The sequence below is a fragment of the Mesorhizobium sp. WSM4822 genome (assembly GCF_055811155.1).
Genome location: NZ_JBVVQM010000012.1, coordinates 204,630 through 221,770, shown reverse-complemented (window position 1 = coordinate 221,770; position 17,141 = coordinate 204,630). Strand labels below are relative to the sequence as shown.

Genomic DNA, 17,141 nt, shown 5'->3' with positions numbered 1-17,141 from the left:
GGGACAAGGCTCATGACCGATACGTCCCACTCCAATGCGCCGCCGAAACTTGATCCCGACCAGCTCCAGCTGCGCGCCTCACCCCGCGCGGCTGTGCGCTTCAGGCGAGGTGTGATTGTCGCGATCGCTGCCGCCGGATGCGGTGCCATTTTGGGCGTCATGATGGTTGCGCTTCAGGGACCGGCATTGCGATTCAAAGGGCATGCGGAAGACCTCTACCATCCTGACCACAAGCCCACCGCCGAGGGACTCGACGGGCTGCCCAGGGATTATTCCGGCGTCAAGTCTGAGGCCCCGGTGCTTGGACCGCCGCTACCCGGTGATCTCGGCCGCCCCATCCTCGAGCGGCAGCGCCAACTCGGCATCGCGCCGGGACAGGAGGTCTCCGCCGAGGATCAACGCCTTGCCCAGCAGGCGATCGAAGCGCGCGAGTCGCAAGTGTTGTTCCGAATCGACAATCGACCGAGACCGACAGATCTCGCCGGCGGCGGGGAGAGTGTACCGCAGCGGCCTGAAGCGGTTCCGCAACCGGGAGCGACAGGCGCATCGGCTTCCGTCGCTCCAGCCGAAGGCGATCAGAACAACCAACAGCGCAAGCTGGATTTTGTCAGTCAGCGGAGCACAAGCGGGATCTACAATCCGCATGCGCTGCAGACGTCTGCTTCGCCCTACCAGCTGATGGCTGGCAGCGTGATCGCGGCAAGCCTGATCACCGGCATCAATTCCGACCTACCCGGCCTTGTCGTCGCGCAGGTCACGGAGAATGTCCAAGACACAGTCACGGGCAGCATCTTGCTCATTCCACAAGGTTCACGGCTGATCGGCACCTATGACAGCGTGGTGGCGTTTGGGCAAAGGCGCGCATTGCTGGTCTGGCAGCGAATAATCCTGCCGGACGGTTCCTCGATCGAAATCGACAATCTGCCGGCAACAGACAGCGCCGGATATGCAGGGCTTGAGGACAAGGTGGATTTCCACACCTGGCAGCTGATCAAGGGGGTTGCGCTTGCGACCTTGCTTGGCGTGGGCACCGAATTGAGCCTCGGAGACAATGAAAGCGATCTGGTCAAGGCGATCCGCGAATCCGCCCAGCAGAATGTCAGTCGAGCCGGCCAGCGCATAACTGAGATGAATCTCAATGTTCAGCCCACCATCACTATCCGACCAGGCTGGCCGCTGCGCGTCATCGTGCACAAGGACCTTTTGCTGCGGCCGTACAAAGTTGAACGGGAGTGATTATGGCCAACTTGAAACTTGGTAAGCTTCCAGATCGAACGCCTTTGAAGATCACCATCACTGTGAGCGCGGAGTTGAGCCAAGAACTCAATGCGTATGCTGCGCTCTATCGTCAGACCTACGGCGAGTCTGAAACGGTGGCGGAACTCATCCCTTTCATGCTGGCGGGATTTCTGGAAGGCGACCGAGCGTTTGCCAAGGCCAGAAAAGAAGGTATGGCGACGGCCAGCGTCCCGGGCAAGTCGCGGTCTCAGCCAGCTTCAGATTCCAAATGACCGCAGCAGAGAGTTGGTCAAGTGCAATGGTGGCGCACCGCCCGCTCGGCGGGTCCATCCATATGAGGCCGAGCTGTCGCCAAGCGATGGTCCATCGCCATCATGCGGCGGCCGATCTCGACCGGGAAGACAACCATTAAGGCGGCAGCGTCGTGTGGAGGCAGCGTGGATGCAGCGCGTCAGCTTAGGTTTTTCCGATCCGATTCGTATGCCTGCGTGCTTGTCATTGATTCTTCAACGAGAGGGGTGCGCTGACAACATCGTGGCGTGGCGAAAGGTCACCGATGATGGACCCTGCCCGGTCTGCGACGCACTCTGGCTCAAATTGCCACCGAGTGCCTAGCCTTTCCGCTTTCGAGATATTTGTCGAACTTCGCAGCGACGCTCCTGACAAAGGGACGACTTTCCACCGGCACGACGAAACGGTCGCCATCGAGTTCAAGCAATCGGACGGGGTTGTCGAGGGCCACGGTACTCGACCGGAGAAGGAGCTTCTGGCCGGCTTTGCCGAAGCGTTCCACCAATTCGACTGCCGAGAAGCCGAAATCGCACATCAGCCGCTCGATGATCCAGCCGCGAGCGCGGTCGTCGTTGGAAAAAACAATTCCGCGGACCGAAGCCAACCCACCCTGATCCACCATGCGGCCATATTCGCCGGTTGAAGGCATGTTCTGGACGGAGCCTTGCTTGAATTGGCTGATGGACGACGGGCCGAGGCCGATCAGGGTTTCGCAGCGATCCTCGGTGTAGCCCTGAAAGTTACGACGCAACATCCCCGCCTGCGCGGCAAGCGCCAGCGCATCGTCCGGTCTGGCGAAATGGTCGAGCCCGATTGCTTCGTATCCTTGGTCGAGGATGGCGCGTGCTGCCAGTTGCGATTGGGCAAGCCGCTCCTCCGGGCCTGGCAACCAGGCCTCGTCGATCATGGTCTGATGTTTCTTGAACCATGGCACATGGGCGTAGCCAAAAAGGGCGATCCGGTCCGGCTGCAGCGTCAGCGCCTGCATGACTGTGGACAGGACTCTCTCCCTGGTCTGGTGCGGCAAGCCGTAGAGCAGGTCCAGGTTGACCGATTCGACGCCGCGGGACCGAACGCCGTCGACAACCGTTTTGGTCTGCAAGAAGGTCTGCTCGCGATTGATGGCCTTTTGCACCTTCGGATCGAAATCCTGCACGCCGAGGCTCGCCCTCGTCATGCCAATTTCGGCAAGCGCGTCGAGGCGGGCTTCGTCCATATCGTTGGGTTCGATTTCGACGCTGATCTTGGCGCCGGGAAGAAATGTGAAGCTGTTGCGCAGGACGGTTGCCAACGCCACCATATCTTCGGGTTTGAGCATCGTCGGCGAACCGCCGCCGAAATGGATAGCACGCACGCGGCCCTTGCCTGCGACAAGACTGGCGACGGTGGCGATCTCAGCATGCAATGACCGCAGATAGGTAGTAACCGGTTCGTAGTGGCGTGTCTGCTTTGTGTGGCACGCACAGAACCAGCAAAGTTTGTCGCAATATGGGATGTGCACGTAGAGCGATATCTCATCGTCCCCGCCGAGCGCCTCCAGCCAGCCACGATAAGCCGCAGCATCGACGCCCTCATGGAAATGCGGTGCCGTCGGATAGCTGGTGTAGCGAGGGACGTTTTCGACAATCCAGGCAGCTACTTTCGTCTGCATGTCGTGGTCACCATGTTTGCATCGCTGGAACTGTTGACTGGTTGGCCGGCCAACGCCCTGATTTCGATCAAGTGCAGCTCGGACAAACTGCCGCAAGGATTTTTCTACCCTGGATTGCTATCCTGTCGGTGCTTGGGAGAGGGTAGAGCGAGCGCATGACATTACGGCAAGACATTCACAGTTCCGGCATTCCCGTTCTTTGCCGCTCTTGCGAGGGAAGGCGTCGTGGTATTTGCGGCGCGCTCGATCCAGACCGTTTGGTTTGGCTCGCCAAGACTTCGTCGCGGCACAAGATCGAGCCAGGAGTCGAACTGATCGGCGACTGCGAAGCTGTCGGCAGCTATTCGAATGTGCTTTCAGGCGTGGTGAAGCTGACGAAGAGCCTTTCGGACGGGCGCCAGCAGATCGTAGCTCTCCAGTTTGCACCGGATTTTCTGGGGCGACCCTTCAAGGTGGAAAGCGAGATCAGTGCGGAAGCGGCAACTGTTGTCACCCTTTGTTCGTTCCCCAAGCCAGCCCTTGAAAGGATGATGAAGGATTCACCGGAACTCGAGCGCCGCCTCCTCAAGCAGACGCTGGACGAACTTGACGCAGCACGCGAATGGATGGTGACGCTCGGGCGCAAGACGGCATCGGAAAAGGTGGCGAGTTTTCTCCTCATGATCGCCCTGAATATCGATTCCAATGTCAATCCGACTGCCAGCTCAGCGTCCTTCGATCTGCCGCTGACTCGTGCCGACATCTCTGATTTCCTTGGACTGACGAATGAGACTGTGAGCCGGCAGCTGACTCGATTGCGAGCTGAAGGCGTGATCCGGATCGAGAACAAACGCCATGTGATGGTGGAGAGCGTCGGCCGGCTGGAGCAGCGTTGCGGCGGCCGAAGGCCGCGGCAGTTTGAATAACCCCAAGCGGCGGGGTCTGCGCCGCCAACTCCGAAGCCGCGGCAGGACATGCTGCGTTCGAACGGTCGCTGCAGCCTTCGAGCCCCCGGTAGCATGGACACGAGAGCATCCGCGACCCTTATCGGATAAGCTAGCCACCCGCCATGAGTGTCCGCTCGCCGATGAAGCATTGATCGTTGAGGTCCTCGTACCCGCAATGGTAGCGACGATGTCGCCATTTACGTCGTTCCCGAGCCGTTCCAAGCGACGCTAGCAGCAGTACTTCCAAGTCGCGGAGGGCATGCCTCGACATATCGCCCGCCTCAACGTTCGTCGTGAGCGGGGCAGGCCCGTCGCGCGCTTCCGTATGCCACCTTCTGATTTGCGCGAACTCGATTCCACCGAACAAACCTGGCGCCTGACATGGATCAGGGCGAGCAGAGGGCAGCTGCGCAATTGATGCACAGCGGATTGGGCGTGCGCCCGATTCGGGATCAGGATTTGCGATGAAATTCGGGACAGCGATCGTCGTGGTGGGCTTGTTTGCTTTTGCAGCCCTGGTGGCTGCCGGCTTCGGCATTGACGGACCTTTCCGCCAGCACATGTGGGTGCTGTTTTTTGCCCTTACTGCCTTCACCGGGGTCTTGTTGCGCCACACGGAGTTCAAGCCGGCAACTCCGATCGACCGATCCGCTTATATGGACGATCCGATCCGCTACGGCGCCATCGCCACCATGTTCTGGGGCGTCATTGGCATGCTGGTCGGCGTGGTCATCGCGCTGCAGCTGGCCTATCCCGATCTCAACATTCAGCCTTGGTTCAATTTCGGACGCTTGCGGCCGCTGCATACGTCCGGCGTCGTCTTTGCTTTCGGCGGCAACGCGCTGCTATGCACGTCGTTGTACGTCGTGCAACGCACCTGCCGCGCCCGCCTGTTCGGCGGTGATCTCGCCTGGTTCGTGTTCTGGGGCTATCAGCTTTTCATCGTCATGGCCGCGACCGGCTATCTGCTCGGCATCACGGAAAGCCGCGAATACGCCGAACCCGAATGGTATGTCGACATCTGGCTGACCATCGTCTGGGTCGCTTACCTCATCCTGTTCCTCGGCACGATCCTGAAGCGCAAGGAACCGCACATCTACGTCGCCAACTGGTTCTATCTGTCCTTCATCGTCACCATCGCGATGCTGCACGTGATTAACAACCTGTCGATGCCGGCCTCTCTCCTAGGCTCCAAGAGTTACTCCGCCTTTTCCGGGGTCCAGGATGCCCTGACGCAATGGTGGTACGGCCACAACGCCGTCGGTTTCTTCCTCACCGCCGGCTTCCTCGGCATGATGTACTATTTTGTGCCCAAGCAGGCGAACCGCCCGGTCTATTCCTACCGGCTGTCGATCATCCACTTCTGGGCACTGATCTTCCTTTACATCTGGGCCGGGCCGCACCACCTGCATTTCACCGCTCTGCCCGACTGGGCGCAGACGCTCGGCATGGTGTTCTCGATCATGCTGTGGATGCCGTCATGGGGCGGCATGATCAACGGCTTGATGACGCTATCCGGCGCCTGGGACAAGCTGCGCACCGATCCGATCATCCGCATGATGGTGACGGCCGTCGCCTTCTACGGCATGTCGACCTTCGAAGGCCCGGTGATGGCTATCAAGGCGATTAACTCGCTGTCGCATTATACCGACTGGACCATCGGTCACGTGCACTCCGGCGCGCTCGGCTGGGTTGGCATGATTTCTTTCGGCGCGATCTACTACATGGTTCCGAAGCTCTGGAACCGCGACAGGCTCTATTCGCTGCGGCTGGTCACCTGGCACTTCTGGCTGGCGACGCTCGGCATCGTCGTCTACGCCGCGGTCATGTGGGTGTCCGGCATCATGCAGGGTCTGATGTGGCGCGAATACGACGAGCAGGGCTTCCTGGTCTACTCCTTCGCCGAAACCGTCGCCGCCATGCACCCCTACTATGTGATGCGCGCCATTGGCGGGGCGATGTACCTCTCCGGCGCCCTGATCATGGCCTGGAACGTCGCCATGACAATCCTCGGCCACCAGCGTGAGGAGAGGCCCATGTCGGGTGCCGCGCCTGTCCTGCAGCCTGCCAGGGAGCCAAACCGATGGGCTTGATGGACAAACATGCCATTATCGAGAAGAACGCCACGCTTCTTCTCGTAGGCTCCCTTCTTGTCGTGACCGTCGGCGGCATCGTCGAGATCGCACCCCTCTTCTATCTCGACAACACGATCGAGAAGGTGGAAGGCATGCGTCCCTACTCGCCGCTCGAACTCGTTGGCCGCAACATCTATGTGCGCGAGGGCTGCTATGTCTGCCACAGCCAGATGATCAGGCCGTTCCGCGACGAGGTCGAGCGCTATGGCCACTACAGCCTGGCAGCCGAGTCGATGTACGATCACCCCTTCCAATGGGGGTCGAAGCGGACGGGGCCAGATCTGGCCCGGGTCGGTGACCGCTACTCCAATGCATGGCATGTCGCGCATCTTTCCAATCCACGTTCCGTGGTGCCGGAATCGATCATGCCCAGCTACGCGTTCCTCAAAGACGCGCCGATCGACGTGAAAGACTTCTCGACCCATTTGGTAGCCAACTGGCGAGTCGGGGTGCCCTATTCGGACGACATGATCGCCCATGCCAATGCTGACCTGATGACACAGTCCGATCCGAATGCCGACACGTCGGGATTGTTGGCTCGCTATCCGAAAGCAAAGGCGGGCGACTTCGATGGCAAGCCGCAACAAGTCACCGAAATGGACGCCCTCGTCGCCTATCTGCAGATGCTCGGCACGTTGGTCGATTTCAAGAACTACGACGAAGCCGCCGGCTACCGCTGAGGACTGTTTTCCATGGATTACAATTTGATGCGGGAGTTTGCGGATAGCTGGGGTCTGCTTGCCATGGCGCTTTTCTTTGCGGGGGCAAGTGTCTTCGCGCTCCGCCCCGGAAGCCGCGCTCTGGCCGACGAAGCTGCCCGAATTCCGCTTCAGGACGAGTGATCATGAGCGAGGAGCATATCGATGAAATCTCCGGCGTCCCAACCACCGGCCATGAATGGGATGGCATCCGGGAGTTGAACAACCCGCTTCCGCGTTGGTGGATCACCATCTTCTACGTCACCATCGTCTGGGCGATCGGCTACACGATCGCGTATCCGGCATGGCCGCTGCTGCACTCGGCGACGACGGGTGTTCTCGGCTATTCGAGCCGCAATGACGTCAAGCAAGAGCTGGCGGATGCGGAAGCAGCGAAGGGCAAATACCTCGCGGCGGTGGAGTCGAAAAATGTCTGGGAAATCGTCTCGGATGATGCCCTGCGCGAATTCGCCATTGCCGCCGGTAGCGCCGCCTTCAAGATCAATTGCGTCCAATGTCATGGCTCCGGCGCCCAAGGTTCCAAGGGCATTCCCAATCTCAACGACGACGACTGGCTATGGGGCGGCAAGGCCGAGCAGATCCAGCAGACAATTACGCACGGCATCCGCTTCGCGTCCGATCCGGACACGCGCCTGTCGGAAATGCCTGCCTTTGGCGACATCATAGCCGCTGACCACATTGCTCAGGTCAGCGCCTACGTCGCCAGCCTTTCCGGCGAGGTCCAGGACGCAAGTCTGATCGAGCCCGGCGCCAAGGTCTTTGCTGAAAATTGCGTGGGCTGTCATGGCGACAATGCAAAGGGCAACAAGGAGCTCGGCGCGCCCGACCTGACCGATGCGATCTGGCTCTATGGATCCGGCGAGGCAGCCATCGCCGCGCAGGTCCGTGCACCGAAACAGGGAGTCATGCCGGCCTGGGTCGGCCGTCTCGGCGAGATCAAAGTCAAGGAACTTGCGGTCTATGTCCATTCGCTTGGCGGCGGAGAATAGGAAGGAAAGCCCTATTCTCGGCCTCCCCCTGCCAAGCGACGAGGCCCGGCGCGAGCCGGGCCTCGACACCCATTCGGCTGCGCCGCATCATCAATGCGGCACGCTTCGGACATTGGCTGGGAGTGGAGACGCATGTGTGCAGTAGTACGCGAATAGAACGGCTCGAAGCCTCGGCCATGAATTCCCCGAATCCGCGCCAGCCTCATTATGCCAGACGCGAGAAAATCTTCCCCAAGCGCGCCTCAGGCAGCTTTCGCCGCTTCAAATGGCTGGTGATGGCGATCACCCTTGGCATCTACTACCTGACACCGTGGTTGCGATGGGATCGAGGTCCATTTGCCCCAGACCAAGCCGTGCTCCTCGATCTCGCCAACCGGCGCTTCCACTTCTTCTTCATCGAGATCTGGCCGCAGGAATTCTACTATGTGGCCGGCCTTCTGGTCATGGCCGGCGTCGGTCTTTTCCTGATTACCTCGACTGTCGGGCGTGCCTGGTGCGGCTATGCGTGTCCGCAGACGGTATGGGTCGATCTGTTTCTGGTCGTTGAGCGCGCCATCGAGGGTGATCGCAACGCACGCATGAAACTCGATGCCGGCCCCTGGACCGCCCGCAAGCTTGCGCTGCGGGTTTCGAAGCACGCCATCTGGCTGGTCATTGGGGCGGCGACCGGCGGCGCCTGGATCTTCTACTTTGCCGATGCACCGACACTGCTCGGCGAACTCTTCACCGGCACCGCGGCACCCGTCGCCTACATCACCGTCGCCGTGCTGACGGCCACGACCTATACGTTCGGCGGGCTGATGCGCGAACAGGTCTGCACCTACATGTGCCCATGGCCACGCATCCAGGCGGCCATGCTCGACGAAAGTTCGCTCACCGTCACCTACAATGACTGGCGCGGCGAACCGCGTTCGCGTCATGCCAAGAAGGTGCAAGCCGCGGGACAGTCGGTCGGCGACTGCGTCGACTGCAATGCCTGTGTCGCGGTCTGCCCGATGGGGATCGACATTCGCGACGGCCAGCAGCTCGAATGCATCACCTGCGCGCTTTGCATCGACGCCTGCGACGGCGTCATGGGCAAGCTCGGCAGGGAACGCGGACTGATTTCCTACGCAACGCTCTCCGATTACAACGCCAACATGATGCTGGCGAAGGGCGGCTCCAGTTCAGTCAACCCGTCGCTGGTCAGGACCGCTGATGGCCTGTTCTCCGACAAGGTGGCGCATTTCCATGTCAGCAAGATCTTCCGGCCACGCACCTACGTCTACATGGGTCTGTGGTCGCTGATCGGCCTGGGCCTGCTCTATTCGCTGCTGACGCGCAATCGGCTCGAAGTCAACGTGCTGCATGACCGCAATCCGCAATTCGTCACGCTGTCCGACGGCTCGATCCGTAACGGCTACACCGTCAAGCTGCTCAACATGATCCCCGAACCGCGGACCATTGTTGTCACTATGCAGGGCTTGCAAGGGGGCCAAATGAGCGTGGTCGGGGACGACATCAAGGCGGGCCGCTCCTTCGCCATCCCGGTCGAGCCCGATCGCCTGAAAATGCTGAAGGTCTTCGTGCGCCAGCCGGCCGACCAAATCCGTGGCGCAGAGCAAACCTTCACGTTCCGTGTCGAGGACAAGTCGAGCTTCGAGGCGGACGAATACACCGCCACCTTCAACGCCCCGGAGATCGTCCGATGACCGCCAACGCTGAAAAACCCCGCGAATTCACCGGCAGGCACATGCTGGTCATCATCCTGGCCTTTTTCGGCGTGGTCATCGCGGTCAATCTGACCATGGCCACGCTCGCCAACACGAGCTGGACCGGACTGGTCGTCGAAAACACCTATGCGGCGAGCCAGCAATTCAACAAGAAGGCCGAGGAGGGGCGCGCGCAGGCAGCCCTTGGCTGGACCGGCAAGCTGACCATTGCATGGGGCGAAGTTCACTACGGCCTTACCGACGCCGCCGGCAAGCCGGTTCCCTTGCACGGCGTCAAGGTGCTGTTTCGCCATCCCGCATACGAGAAAGAGGACAAGTCGGTCATCCTCGCGCCCGCCTCGTACCAGGAATTCGCAGCCCAGCACATGCCGAAGGACGGCGTCTGGATTGTCGAAGTCGACGCCGACGCCGGTCTGGCAGAGCCGTACCGCGACGTCCGCAGGATCATGATTGCCAATGGAGCGCTGCAATGAGTTGTTGTGCACCGGGTGCCGAAATGGCGCTTGATCTGGTCAACAACGGATCGGTCCTGCCGTCCAGCCAGGAGATCAGGCTGGCGAGCCGATTGCTTGGCGATGATCTCCGCCAGACCGACCTTTCCGTGCCGATGGTTCATTGCGCGGCTTGCATCCAGGCGATCGAGACGGCGCTGGCGAAGCTCGATAATGTCGAAGGCGCGCGTGTCAACCTGTCGACGAAGCGGGTCGCGATCCGGTGGCGAGGCGACGAGGTCCCACTCTTCGTTGCCGCGCTTGGCAGGCTGGGCTACGAGGCGCACCTGTTCGAAGCCGACGCTGATAAGAAGGACAAGACGCTTGCCGAGTTGATCCGCGCCGTCGCTGTTGCCGGCTTTGCCGCAGGCAACATCATGCTGCTTTCGGTCTCGGTCTGGTCCGGCGCCGAAGGGGCTACCCGCGACCTGTTTCACTGGGTATCGGCGCTGATCGCCATCCCGGCGCTCGCCTTCGCCGGCGGCATCTTCTTCCGCTCGGCCTGGAATGCACTGCGCCACGGCCGCATGAACATGGACGTGCCGATCGCAGTCGGAGTGTCGCTGGCTTACGCCATGAGCCTCTACGAGACGATCAACCATGGCGACCACGCCTATTTCGATGCGTCGGTGTCGCTGCTGTTCTTCCTGTTGATCGGCCGCACGCTGGATCACGTGATGCGCGAACGTGCCCGCACCGCGGTGAAAGGCCTGTCGCAGCTGGCCGCACGCGGCGCCATGGTGCTGCGCGGCGACGGTGCGCGCGACTATCTGCCGGTTGGCGAGATCGAACCAGGGATGCAGCTGCTGATTGCTGCCGGCGAAAGGATACCCGTCGACGGCAAAATCTTTCAAGGGGCATCGGATCTGGACTGTTCGCTTGTCTCGGGCGAGAGCACGCCTCGAAGCGTTGCAGCAGGCGAAGCCGTGCAGGCTGGTGTCCTCAACCTAACCGGCCCGCTGACGATTGAGGCGACAGCCGCCGCGAAAGATTCGTTTCTGGCGGAAATGGTTCGGCTGATGGAGGCTGCAGAGGGCGGCCGGGCGCATTATCGCCGGATCGCTGATCGCGTTTCGGCGCTCTACGCGCCCGTGGTTCATCTCACCGCCTCCGTGACATTTCTGGGCTGGATGGCAGCGACCGGCGACTGGCACCGGGCGATGACGATCGCCATTGCTGTTCTCATCATCACGTGCCCCTGCGCGCTCGGCCTCGCCGTACCGATCGTCCAGGTGGTCGCGGCGCGGCGCCTGTTCGAGAACGGCATCATGGTCAAGGACGGTTCGGCCATGGAGCGCTTGGCGACGATTGATACAGCGGTGTTCGACAAGACCGGAACGCTCACGCTCGGCCAGCCCCGGCTGGTCAATGCATCGTCGATCGATCCGGCCATGCTGGCAGTCGCGGGAGACATGGCTGCGCATTCGCGTCACCCGTTTTCAAAGGCCATAACCGGCTTTGCCGCTCCTGGCGGGCAACACAAATTCGATGCCGTCACCGAGCATCCAGGGTTTGGAATCGAAGCCACTGTCGCCGGAAGTATCTGGCGGCTGGGTCGACGCGGATGGGCTGGATGGAAGGCCCGGACCGGCTATGGCGGAACGGTGCTGACAAGAGACGGGTTCATTGTCGCGACCTTCGACTTCGAGGATGCGCTGCGCGCCGACGCGGCGGCGGCGATCAAGCGATTGAACGATGCCGGGGTGTCGATGCAAATGCTGTCGGGCGATACTGCCGGCGCCTGCGGTGAAGTTGCAAAAATGCTGGGTGTCGAGGACTTCGTCCCGTGCCTGCTGCCGTCGGGCAAGGTCGAGCGCATCGAGACCCTGGCGAAAGACGGACACAAGGTTCTGATGGTTGGCGACGGCCTCAACGACACGCCGGCGCTGAGCGCGGCGCATGTCTCGATCGCTCCGGCCACCGCCGCCGACATTGGCCGCAATGCCGCCGACTTCGTCTTCCTGCGTGAGAGCCTTCTGGCAGTCCCACTGGCGCTGGACGTCTCGCGCCAGGCAGGACGCTTGATCCGGCAGAACATCGTCATCGCGATCGTCTACAATGCGGTCGCGGTACCGATCGCCATCCTCGGACACGTTACGCCTTTGATAGCGGCGATCGCCATGTCCGCCTCGTCACTGCTTGTCATTGGCAATGCGCTGCGGCTGCAAGGCTTTGCACCGAACCGGATGACGAGAGTTTCGTCGACAGCTGCTGGTTCCGGCATTCATGCATCGGCGCAGCCGTCGTGACGACGCTTGTCTACCTCATTCCGGTGGCTTTGTTTCTCGGCGCGCTGGGGCTGTCTGGCATTGTGTGGGCCTTGAGGAGTGGTCAATATCAAGATCTCGACGGCGCCGCCGAGCGGATCCTCATCGACCAGGACGACGATCTGGAACGCTGAATGAAGCCGCTGTCCATGTTCTGGAACAAGGTGCGGATGCTCAGCAGCTTGCAAATCCCAGGCCCGAAAAGCCTCTCTCAGGCAGTGATTGCGTTGCCAGTCCACGTGCGGAGTTGGCGGCGTAGGGGTTGCGAGTGCGAGATCGCGATCACCAGTTAGCGGAGCCCGCGCTACCTTCCAACGCGTCTGGCTGATCCAGATCAGGACTATCTCCTCATTACCGTGGTTTATCGGCCCTGCAAGGGAGAACGAATGCTCAGTGGAGTTTGGTCGCCAGTGTCACCGTCTCGACGGTTTTGGCTTTTCACCGTAGTGGTCGGCTCTGCTGCTTCGAGGAGCCGCGCGCGCTTTCGATCAAAACGGCCGCGAAGAATGAGCAGAGCCAGATTAGGCGATGTGGGAGCGCGGGCGGCGGCCAGATCATTCCGCGGGTCTGGGCTGACGCGCGCCGACCATGTGCGCAGCGTGATTGTGGCGCTTCGCCCATCAACAGCCGGCACTGTGAGAAACTCGCTTGCTGGCTGGCCTTACGCTTGGCTGCGAGGAGACTATGACTGGTGCAATGATGCGCGTCCGCGGTTGAACCGATGGTATGCTTCGGGTTTTACTGCCCTGCGCCTTGGGGCGATGCAGCCGCCCGTTGGCGGCGCACAGCACCGGTCCGAGCGTAACCTGCATCTGCCCTGCACAATCCACCCATGGCGGTACGGTGATGTGCAGCCGTAACCCTAGCTTCGATATTGTTGTCGTGGGAGCCGGGCCGGTCGGCCTTTCATTCGCCGCTTCGCTCGCCCAAAGCCAACTCAAGGTGGCAGTTGTTGAACAGAACTCCATCGACCGTCTCGCGAATGCGCCTTTCGATGGCCGCGAAATCGCTCTGACTTCCGCCTCCATCAGAATCCTTCGCCAGCTCGGCGCTTGGGATACGATCCCAGCTTCGGAGAAATCGCCGCTTTATGGCGCGCGCGTGCTCAACGGTTCGAGCGCTTTCGCACTGCGTTTTGACGCTCCCACAGCGTCTGGAGAACCCCTCGGAATCTTGGTCCCGAACTGCCGCATTCGCGATGCGTTGTTCAAAGTCGTTCGGCTGCGTGATGATCCACTTCTGCTGTGCGGCCACCCGGTTGTCCGTGCAACGACCAGCCACAAAGGAGCAGTGATAACGCTTTCTGACGGCATGCAGTTGAGCGCCAGGCTTGTTGTTGCCGCGGATTCGCGCCTGTCGCCAACGCGTGATCTGCTCGGCATCGGCGCCGACATTAATCGGCTTGGCCACTCGATGCTGATCTGCCGGGTGCGACATGAGGGCGCCCATCACCAAGTGGCAACCGAATGGTTCGACCATCATCAAACGATAGCGATGTTGCCTGTCGGGGAGGGGATGTCCTCGTTGCTGCTCACTCTGCCCTCAAGCGAGGCAGACAGACTGCTTGCCTTCAACGACGATTTGTTCCTCTTGGAATTGACGAACCGGTGTCGAGGCCGTCTCGGGAAGATGGAATTGGCAAGCAACCGCCACACCTATCCGCTGGTCACCACGTGGGCGCACAAATTCAAGGCTCCGAGCGCGGCACTCATCGGGGACGCTGCTATCGGAATGCATCCGGTGACTGCGCATGGCTTCAACATCGGTCTCAGCAGCCAAAAGCAACTTGCCGATGCAGTCTTAACTGCAAGGCGCCACGGCCGTGACATTGCCGATCCCGCCATGCTGCACAGATACGAAAGGTGGCTGCGCCTGTCTGCGGCGCCTCTCTACCATGCTACGAATATACTCGTCGGTCTCTACTCGAGCGAGCAACCGGTGGCACGGCTTGCACGCCATGCTGGGCTTCGGTTCGCCCAACATGCTCCCCTTGTCCGGCATGTCATCTCGGCCATGCTCAAACGATGAAAGCACCAGATTTGAAATCCTTCCCCGAGCGGCGAAGCTCGACACCATATAGCCTAACCGTGTTCTTTCCTTGTACCGAGCTGCAGCGCCAGTCATCGCTCGTTCATTCGGTTCAGTCTTCTGCAAACAGATGAGGAGGCCCTAGGGCACGGCTGCGATACCGGCTGGGAGCGGCTCCTCCAAGTCCCGCTGGAAAAAGTCGTGCTCGTCGATGACGAGGACAAGGTAACTGTTAAATAAAAGAGGCTTCTGCACCGAGCATTGTCGATTTTTTTGGTCAATAGGTCGGCTGGAATTCTGATGCAGCGTCGGGCGGCAGTGAAGTATCACTCGCGGGTTGTTGGTATAATATGTTCTGCGGTCATCCCCGATCAAGTGAGGCGACTTTGACTGCCGCTCACCGCCGGCTCGAAGAAGAGATGGGACTTGATTGCCGACAGCGGCCAGCCGGCGTGTTTCAATATGAGGCGCGCGTCGAACCTGGACTGCTCGAGCGCGAAATTGATCATTTGTGCGCGGCTGTATGCAACGGAATCCCGGCGCGCAACCCGGCTGAGGTAAGTGACTGGACCTGCCTTCCTCCTCCGACACTCTCCCGATATCAGAGTGAGAAACCTTCCGAGTTTACTCCTTGGCTACAATACGCGTTTGCGCACGTCCGGAATCATCGTCTTGCTGCTGCGCTGTCATGAGTCCGCGACTGCACCTCATTATTGGACCGACGACGGCCGGCAAAACCGCCGCGTCCCTCGAACTCGCTCAGCGTACGGGCGCGCCGGTGCTCGTTCTAGACCGAATTCAATGCTATCCCGAACTCGCTGTCGGAAGCGGCCGACCCTCAAACGCCGAACTGCGGTTCACCCGTAGAATCTACCTTGCCCAAAGGCCAGTTATTGCTGGAGAGATCTATGCCGCAGAGGCGAACTCCCTGTTGCACGATCATGTTGCGCAATTTGATCAGCACGTGCCGTTGCTTATCTTGGAAGGCGGCTCGGTTTCACTCCTGCGGGCAATGGTCGCCGATCAGAAATGGAAAGCGCACCGCTGGACTTACGAACGCCTCCACTTGAAGACACGCGCGGACTACATTGCCAAAGCGAGGTCGCGCGTCCGTGAAATGTTAGCTCCCGTAAATGGTTGCCGCTCGATGCTTAACGAGATTGGTCAATTGTGGCCTGACCCGCGCTCGCATGTGTTCCTGCGAGGCCTCACGGGCTACCGTACAGTCATAGCGTATGCCGAAACCCTAGGAATCGCACTGGGCGACCTCCCGCGTGCGATCCAGCCAACTCAGATCGTCTACCTTTCTCAGGCAATCGCGCTTGAGTATCTGGCGCATGCTCGCTGGCAGGAACGTGAATTTCCCTGCATTCCTGCGGCGTGGAAGAGCGGCAGGTGAAGAGTGTCGACCTGAGCCGCAGTTGAAACGAATCAGAAATATAAAAAACCACGTCAATGAGCTCGCCGGCGACGCCCATTAATTGCTGACATGCCGCTTGCGGCGTTCGCCCTGGCGATGATCTCGGCATGCGACTCGAACAAGCTGACCAGCCTGTCGCCGGCCTCACTACCTTTTCAGCCAGAGTCCGCTCCTTCTGCAACATCTCTCCAATCAGCGGCTGGGGGCGGCCATGGCCTGCCAGTTCGCAGGCTGGACCCGCCGCTGGCGCCTGCCTTGCCGCCGGCTCGACATAGCCGGGGGGCTTGCCCGGTCATCTTGACCAATTGGCGGTAGGGGCTTGCCCCCTTTAGGCGGCAGACTTGATCGTCTGCCCTGCTCCTTCGCCGCGGGCAACGATCGTGTTATGGGATCGCACTTTTCTTCGAAGGCTTGGCCGGGCAACGAGACCAGCCGCAACGCTCCGCCTCTGCCGGTCGACGAGCGCAACGAGTTGGCAGTCATTCATAATCAGGACAGCGTAGGGGCCGATGAGCACGCGCCGGCCAAGCGCAAAAGCGGTCGGTCTGTGCGGTAGGTAAGTGAGAGAGCTGGGCGGTAAGCCCAACCGTGCCCAGCTCACGGCCGGCGCGACGTGTTCACCCAAACGCTTACGGCTCAGGTCGCTCCTTCTGTGATCAGTTTCGGCCGACCGTCTCGACGATGGCCTTCGCCAATTCCACGTTTTCATCGACGGCTTCGCTGCAGCAGAGGCCGCGCTAGCGAATCTCCGTCGATACGTTGCCAGTCACACGATCCTTCAGCAGATCATCTGCATGACATCCGAAATGGGTCCCGCGAGGCAGGCGTTATCATCGCGCAGGCCTCGTTCGCCCCAGATGACTACATGAGGGGTGGCCCTTGGTTCAAAAAGGTCAGCCGGCCTGCCATCGTTCCGGGACAGACAACTCATGAAGTCGCCAGTCTGGCGTGAGCGCTTTCCGACCTGTTCTGTCGCCTTTTGTCGGGTCCGCGACACCGACCTATTTCGCCGAGCTGTCTGGCCTCAGGCTAACTCACTGAAAATAATAAAATATTTTTTCCTCTGCTGGGTCGCCAAATTGGCACGAGTTTTGAAACTCCTTCGTTGCAAGCCGGAGCCGCCGAAAATGTCAAATCCGCATCAGATAGCATTCTATGGAAAGGGAACCCCGGCGAAAACGCCGCTGCCAAACAGGCTGCCGCCCTCTTCGACCCTTGCGAACGAAATGTCGATGGCCGGCTACGACTCAAAGGCCGGCCTACCACACTCGCC

At 60.5% G+C, this 17,141-nt stretch carries 15 protein-coding genes; 14 read left to right on the top strand and 1 reads right to left on the bottom strand.

The window, feature by feature from the left end; translation table 11 throughout:
* Positions 1-12 precede the first annotated feature (12 nt).
* Complete coding sequence (locus tag AC0L3E_RS26010) at positions 13-1,236, top strand: TraB/TrbI/VirB10 family type IV secretion system protein (RefSeq protein WP_473605927.1); 1,224 nt, start codon at positions 13-15, stop codon at positions 1,234-1,236.
* A 2-nt stretch (positions 1,237-1,238) separates the two neighbouring features.
* Positions 1,239-1,511, top strand: a complete 273-nt coding sequence (locus tag AC0L3E_RS26005; RefSeq protein WP_063171452.1) for a DUF2274 domain-containing protein — start codon at positions 1,239-1,241, stop codon at positions 1,509-1,511.
* Positions 1,512-1,831: 320 nt separating this feature from the next.
* On the opposite strand, the gene hemN is transcribed toward AC0L3E_RS26005, so the two are convergent.
* Positions 1,832-3,181 carry an oxygen-independent coproporphyrinogen III oxidase gene (gene hemN, locus AC0L3E_RS26000; protein WP_473605959.1) on the bottom strand — a complete coding sequence of 450 codons (1,350 nt, stop codon included), beginning with the start codon at positions 3,179-3,181 and terminating at the stop codon, positions 1,832-1,834.
* Between the two features lie 155 nt (positions 3,182-3,336).
* Here hemN and AC0L3E_RS25995 point away from each other — a divergent pair, with 155 nt between their 5' ends.
* The 12 genes from AC0L3E_RS25995 (at position 3,337) to AC0L3E_RS25940 (ending at position 15,847) form a co-directional block, all read left to right on the top strand.
* Positions 3,337-4,086, top strand: a complete 750-nt coding sequence (locus tag AC0L3E_RS25995) for a Crp/Fnr family transcriptional regulator (protein ID WP_473605926.1) — start codon at positions 3,337-3,339, stop codon at positions 4,084-4,086.
* Positions 4,087-4,571: 485 nt separating this feature from the next.
* A complete protein-coding gene (gene ccoN, locus AC0L3E_RS25990) occupies positions 4,572-6,200 on the top strand; it encodes a cytochrome-c oxidase, cbb3-type subunit I (RefSeq protein ID WP_473605925.1) in 1,629 nt (542 codons plus the stop codon).
* On the top strand, positions 6,191-6,922 hold the full coding sequence (gene ccoO / locus AC0L3E_RS25985; protein ID WP_473605924.1) for a cytochrome-c oxidase, cbb3-type subunit II: 732 nt from the start codon (positions 6,191-6,193) through the stop codon (positions 6,920-6,922). Before ccoN ends, ccoO begins: the two co-directional genes overlap by 10 nt.
* A gap of 12 nt (positions 6,923-6,934) precedes the next feature.
* On the top strand, positions 6,935-7,084 hold the full coding sequence (locus AC0L3E_RS25980; protein WP_027164059.1) for a CcoQ/FixQ family Cbb3-type cytochrome c oxidase assembly chaperone: 150 nt from the start codon (positions 6,935-6,937) through the stop codon (positions 7,082-7,084).
* Between the two features lie 2 nt (positions 7,085-7,086).
* Complete coding sequence (gene ccoP / locus AC0L3E_RS25975; RefSeq protein WP_473605922.1) at positions 7,087-7,950, top strand: cytochrome-c oxidase, cbb3-type subunit III; 864 nt, start codon at positions 7,087-7,089, stop codon at positions 7,948-7,950.
* A 176-nt stretch (positions 7,951-8,126) separates the two neighbouring features.
* On the top strand, positions 8,127-9,641 hold the full coding sequence (gene ccoG, locus AC0L3E_RS25970) for a cytochrome c oxidase accessory protein CcoG (RefSeq protein ID WP_473605921.1): 1,515 nt from the start codon (positions 8,127-8,129) through the stop codon (positions 9,639-9,641).
* The gene (locus AC0L3E_RS25965; protein WP_473605920.1) at positions 9,638-10,135 is read left to right on the top strand and encodes a FixH family protein; all 498 of its coding nucleotides are present in this window, start codon (positions 9,638-9,640) and stop codon (positions 10,133-10,135) included. The genes ccoG and AC0L3E_RS25965 overlap by 4 nt, the downstream gene beginning before the upstream one ends.
* Positions 10,132-12,402 carry a cation-translocating P-type ATPase gene (locus tag AC0L3E_RS25960; protein ID WP_473605919.1) on the top strand — a complete coding sequence of 757 codons (2,271 nt, stop codon included), beginning with the start codon at positions 10,132-10,134 and terminating at the stop codon, positions 12,400-12,402. Before AC0L3E_RS25965 ends, AC0L3E_RS25960 begins: the two co-directional genes overlap by 4 nt.
* Positions 12,399-12,554, top strand: a complete 156-nt coding sequence (gene ccoS / locus AC0L3E_RS25955; RefSeq protein WP_473605918.1) for a cbb3-type cytochrome oxidase assembly protein CcoS — start codon at positions 12,399-12,401, stop codon at positions 12,552-12,554. Before AC0L3E_RS25960 ends, ccoS begins: the two co-directional genes overlap by 4 nt.
* A 712-nt stretch (positions 12,555-13,266) precedes the next feature.
* On the top strand, positions 13,267-14,448 hold the full coding sequence (gene ubiM, locus AC0L3E_RS25950) for a 5-demethoxyubiquinol-8 5-hydroxylase UbiM (RefSeq protein ID WP_473605958.1): 1,182 nt from the start codon (positions 13,267-13,269) through the stop codon (positions 14,446-14,448).
* A 350-nt stretch (positions 14,449-14,798) separates the two neighbouring features.
* Positions 14,799-15,140, top strand: a complete 342-nt coding sequence (locus tag AC0L3E_RS25945) for an NUDIX domain-containing protein (protein WP_473605917.1) — start codon at positions 14,799-14,801, stop codon at positions 15,138-15,140.
* Complete coding sequence (locus AC0L3E_RS25940; RefSeq protein ID WP_473603322.1) at positions 15,137-15,847, top strand: isopentenyl transferase family protein; 711 nt, start codon at positions 15,137-15,139, stop codon at positions 15,845-15,847. Before AC0L3E_RS25945 ends, AC0L3E_RS25940 begins: the two co-directional genes overlap by 4 nt.
* Positions 15,848-17,141: the final 1,294 nt, after the last annotated feature.

What these genes read in the sequence shown, in the direction of transcription:
- AC0L3E_RS26010 (WP_473605927.1), top strand. Translation starts at nt 13, where the DNA reads ATGACCGATACGTCCCACTCCAATGCGCCGCCGAAACTTGATCCCGAC.
- AC0L3E_RS26005 (WP_063171452.1), top strand. Translation starts at nt 1,239, where the DNA reads ATGGCCAACTTGAAACTTGGTAAGCTTCCAGATCGAACGCCTTTGAAG.
- hemN (WP_473605959.1), bottom strand. Translation starts at nt 3,181, where the DNA reads ATGCAGACGAAAGTAGCTGCCTGGATTGTCGAAAACGTCCCTCGCTAC.
- AC0L3E_RS25995 (WP_473605926.1), top strand. Translation starts at nt 3,337, where the DNA reads ATGACATTACGGCAAGACATTCACAGTTCCGGCATTCCCGTTCTTTGC.
- ccoN (WP_473605925.1), top strand. Translation starts at nt 4,572, where the DNA reads ATGAAATTCGGGACAGCGATCGTCGTGGTGGGCTTGTTTGCTTTTGCA.
- ccoO (WP_473605924.1), top strand. Translation starts at nt 6,191, where the DNA reads ATGGGCTTGATGGACAAACATGCCATTATCGAGAAGAACGCCACGCTT.
- AC0L3E_RS25980 (WP_027164059.1), top strand. Translation starts at nt 6,935, where the DNA reads ATGGATTACAATTTGATGCGGGAGTTTGCGGATAGCTGGGGTCTGCTT.
- ccoP (WP_473605922.1), top strand. Translation starts at nt 7,087, where the DNA reads ATGAGCGAGGAGCATATCGATGAAATCTCCGGCGTCCCAACCACCGGC.
- ccoG (WP_473605921.1), top strand. Translation starts at nt 8,127, where the DNA reads ATGAATTCCCCGAATCCGCGCCAGCCTCATTATGCCAGACGCGAGAAA.
- AC0L3E_RS25965 (WP_473605920.1), top strand. Translation starts at nt 9,638, where the DNA reads ATGACCGCCAACGCTGAAAAACCCCGCGAATTCACCGGCAGGCACATG.
- AC0L3E_RS25960 (WP_473605919.1), top strand. Translation starts at nt 10,132, where the DNA reads ATGAGTTGTTGTGCACCGGGTGCCGAAATGGCGCTTGATCTGGTCAAC.
- ubiM (WP_473605958.1), top strand. Translation starts at nt 13,267, where the DNA reads ATGTGCAGCCGTAACCCTAGCTTCGATATTGTTGTCGTGGGAGCCGGG.
- AC0L3E_RS25945 (WP_473605917.1), top strand. Translation starts at nt 14,799, where the DNA reads ATGTTCTGCGGTCATCCCCGATCAAGTGAGGCGACTTTGACTGCCGCT.
- AC0L3E_RS25940 (WP_473603322.1), top strand. Translation starts at nt 15,137, where the DNA reads ATGAGTCCGCGACTGCACCTCATTATTGGACCGACGACGGCCGGCAAA.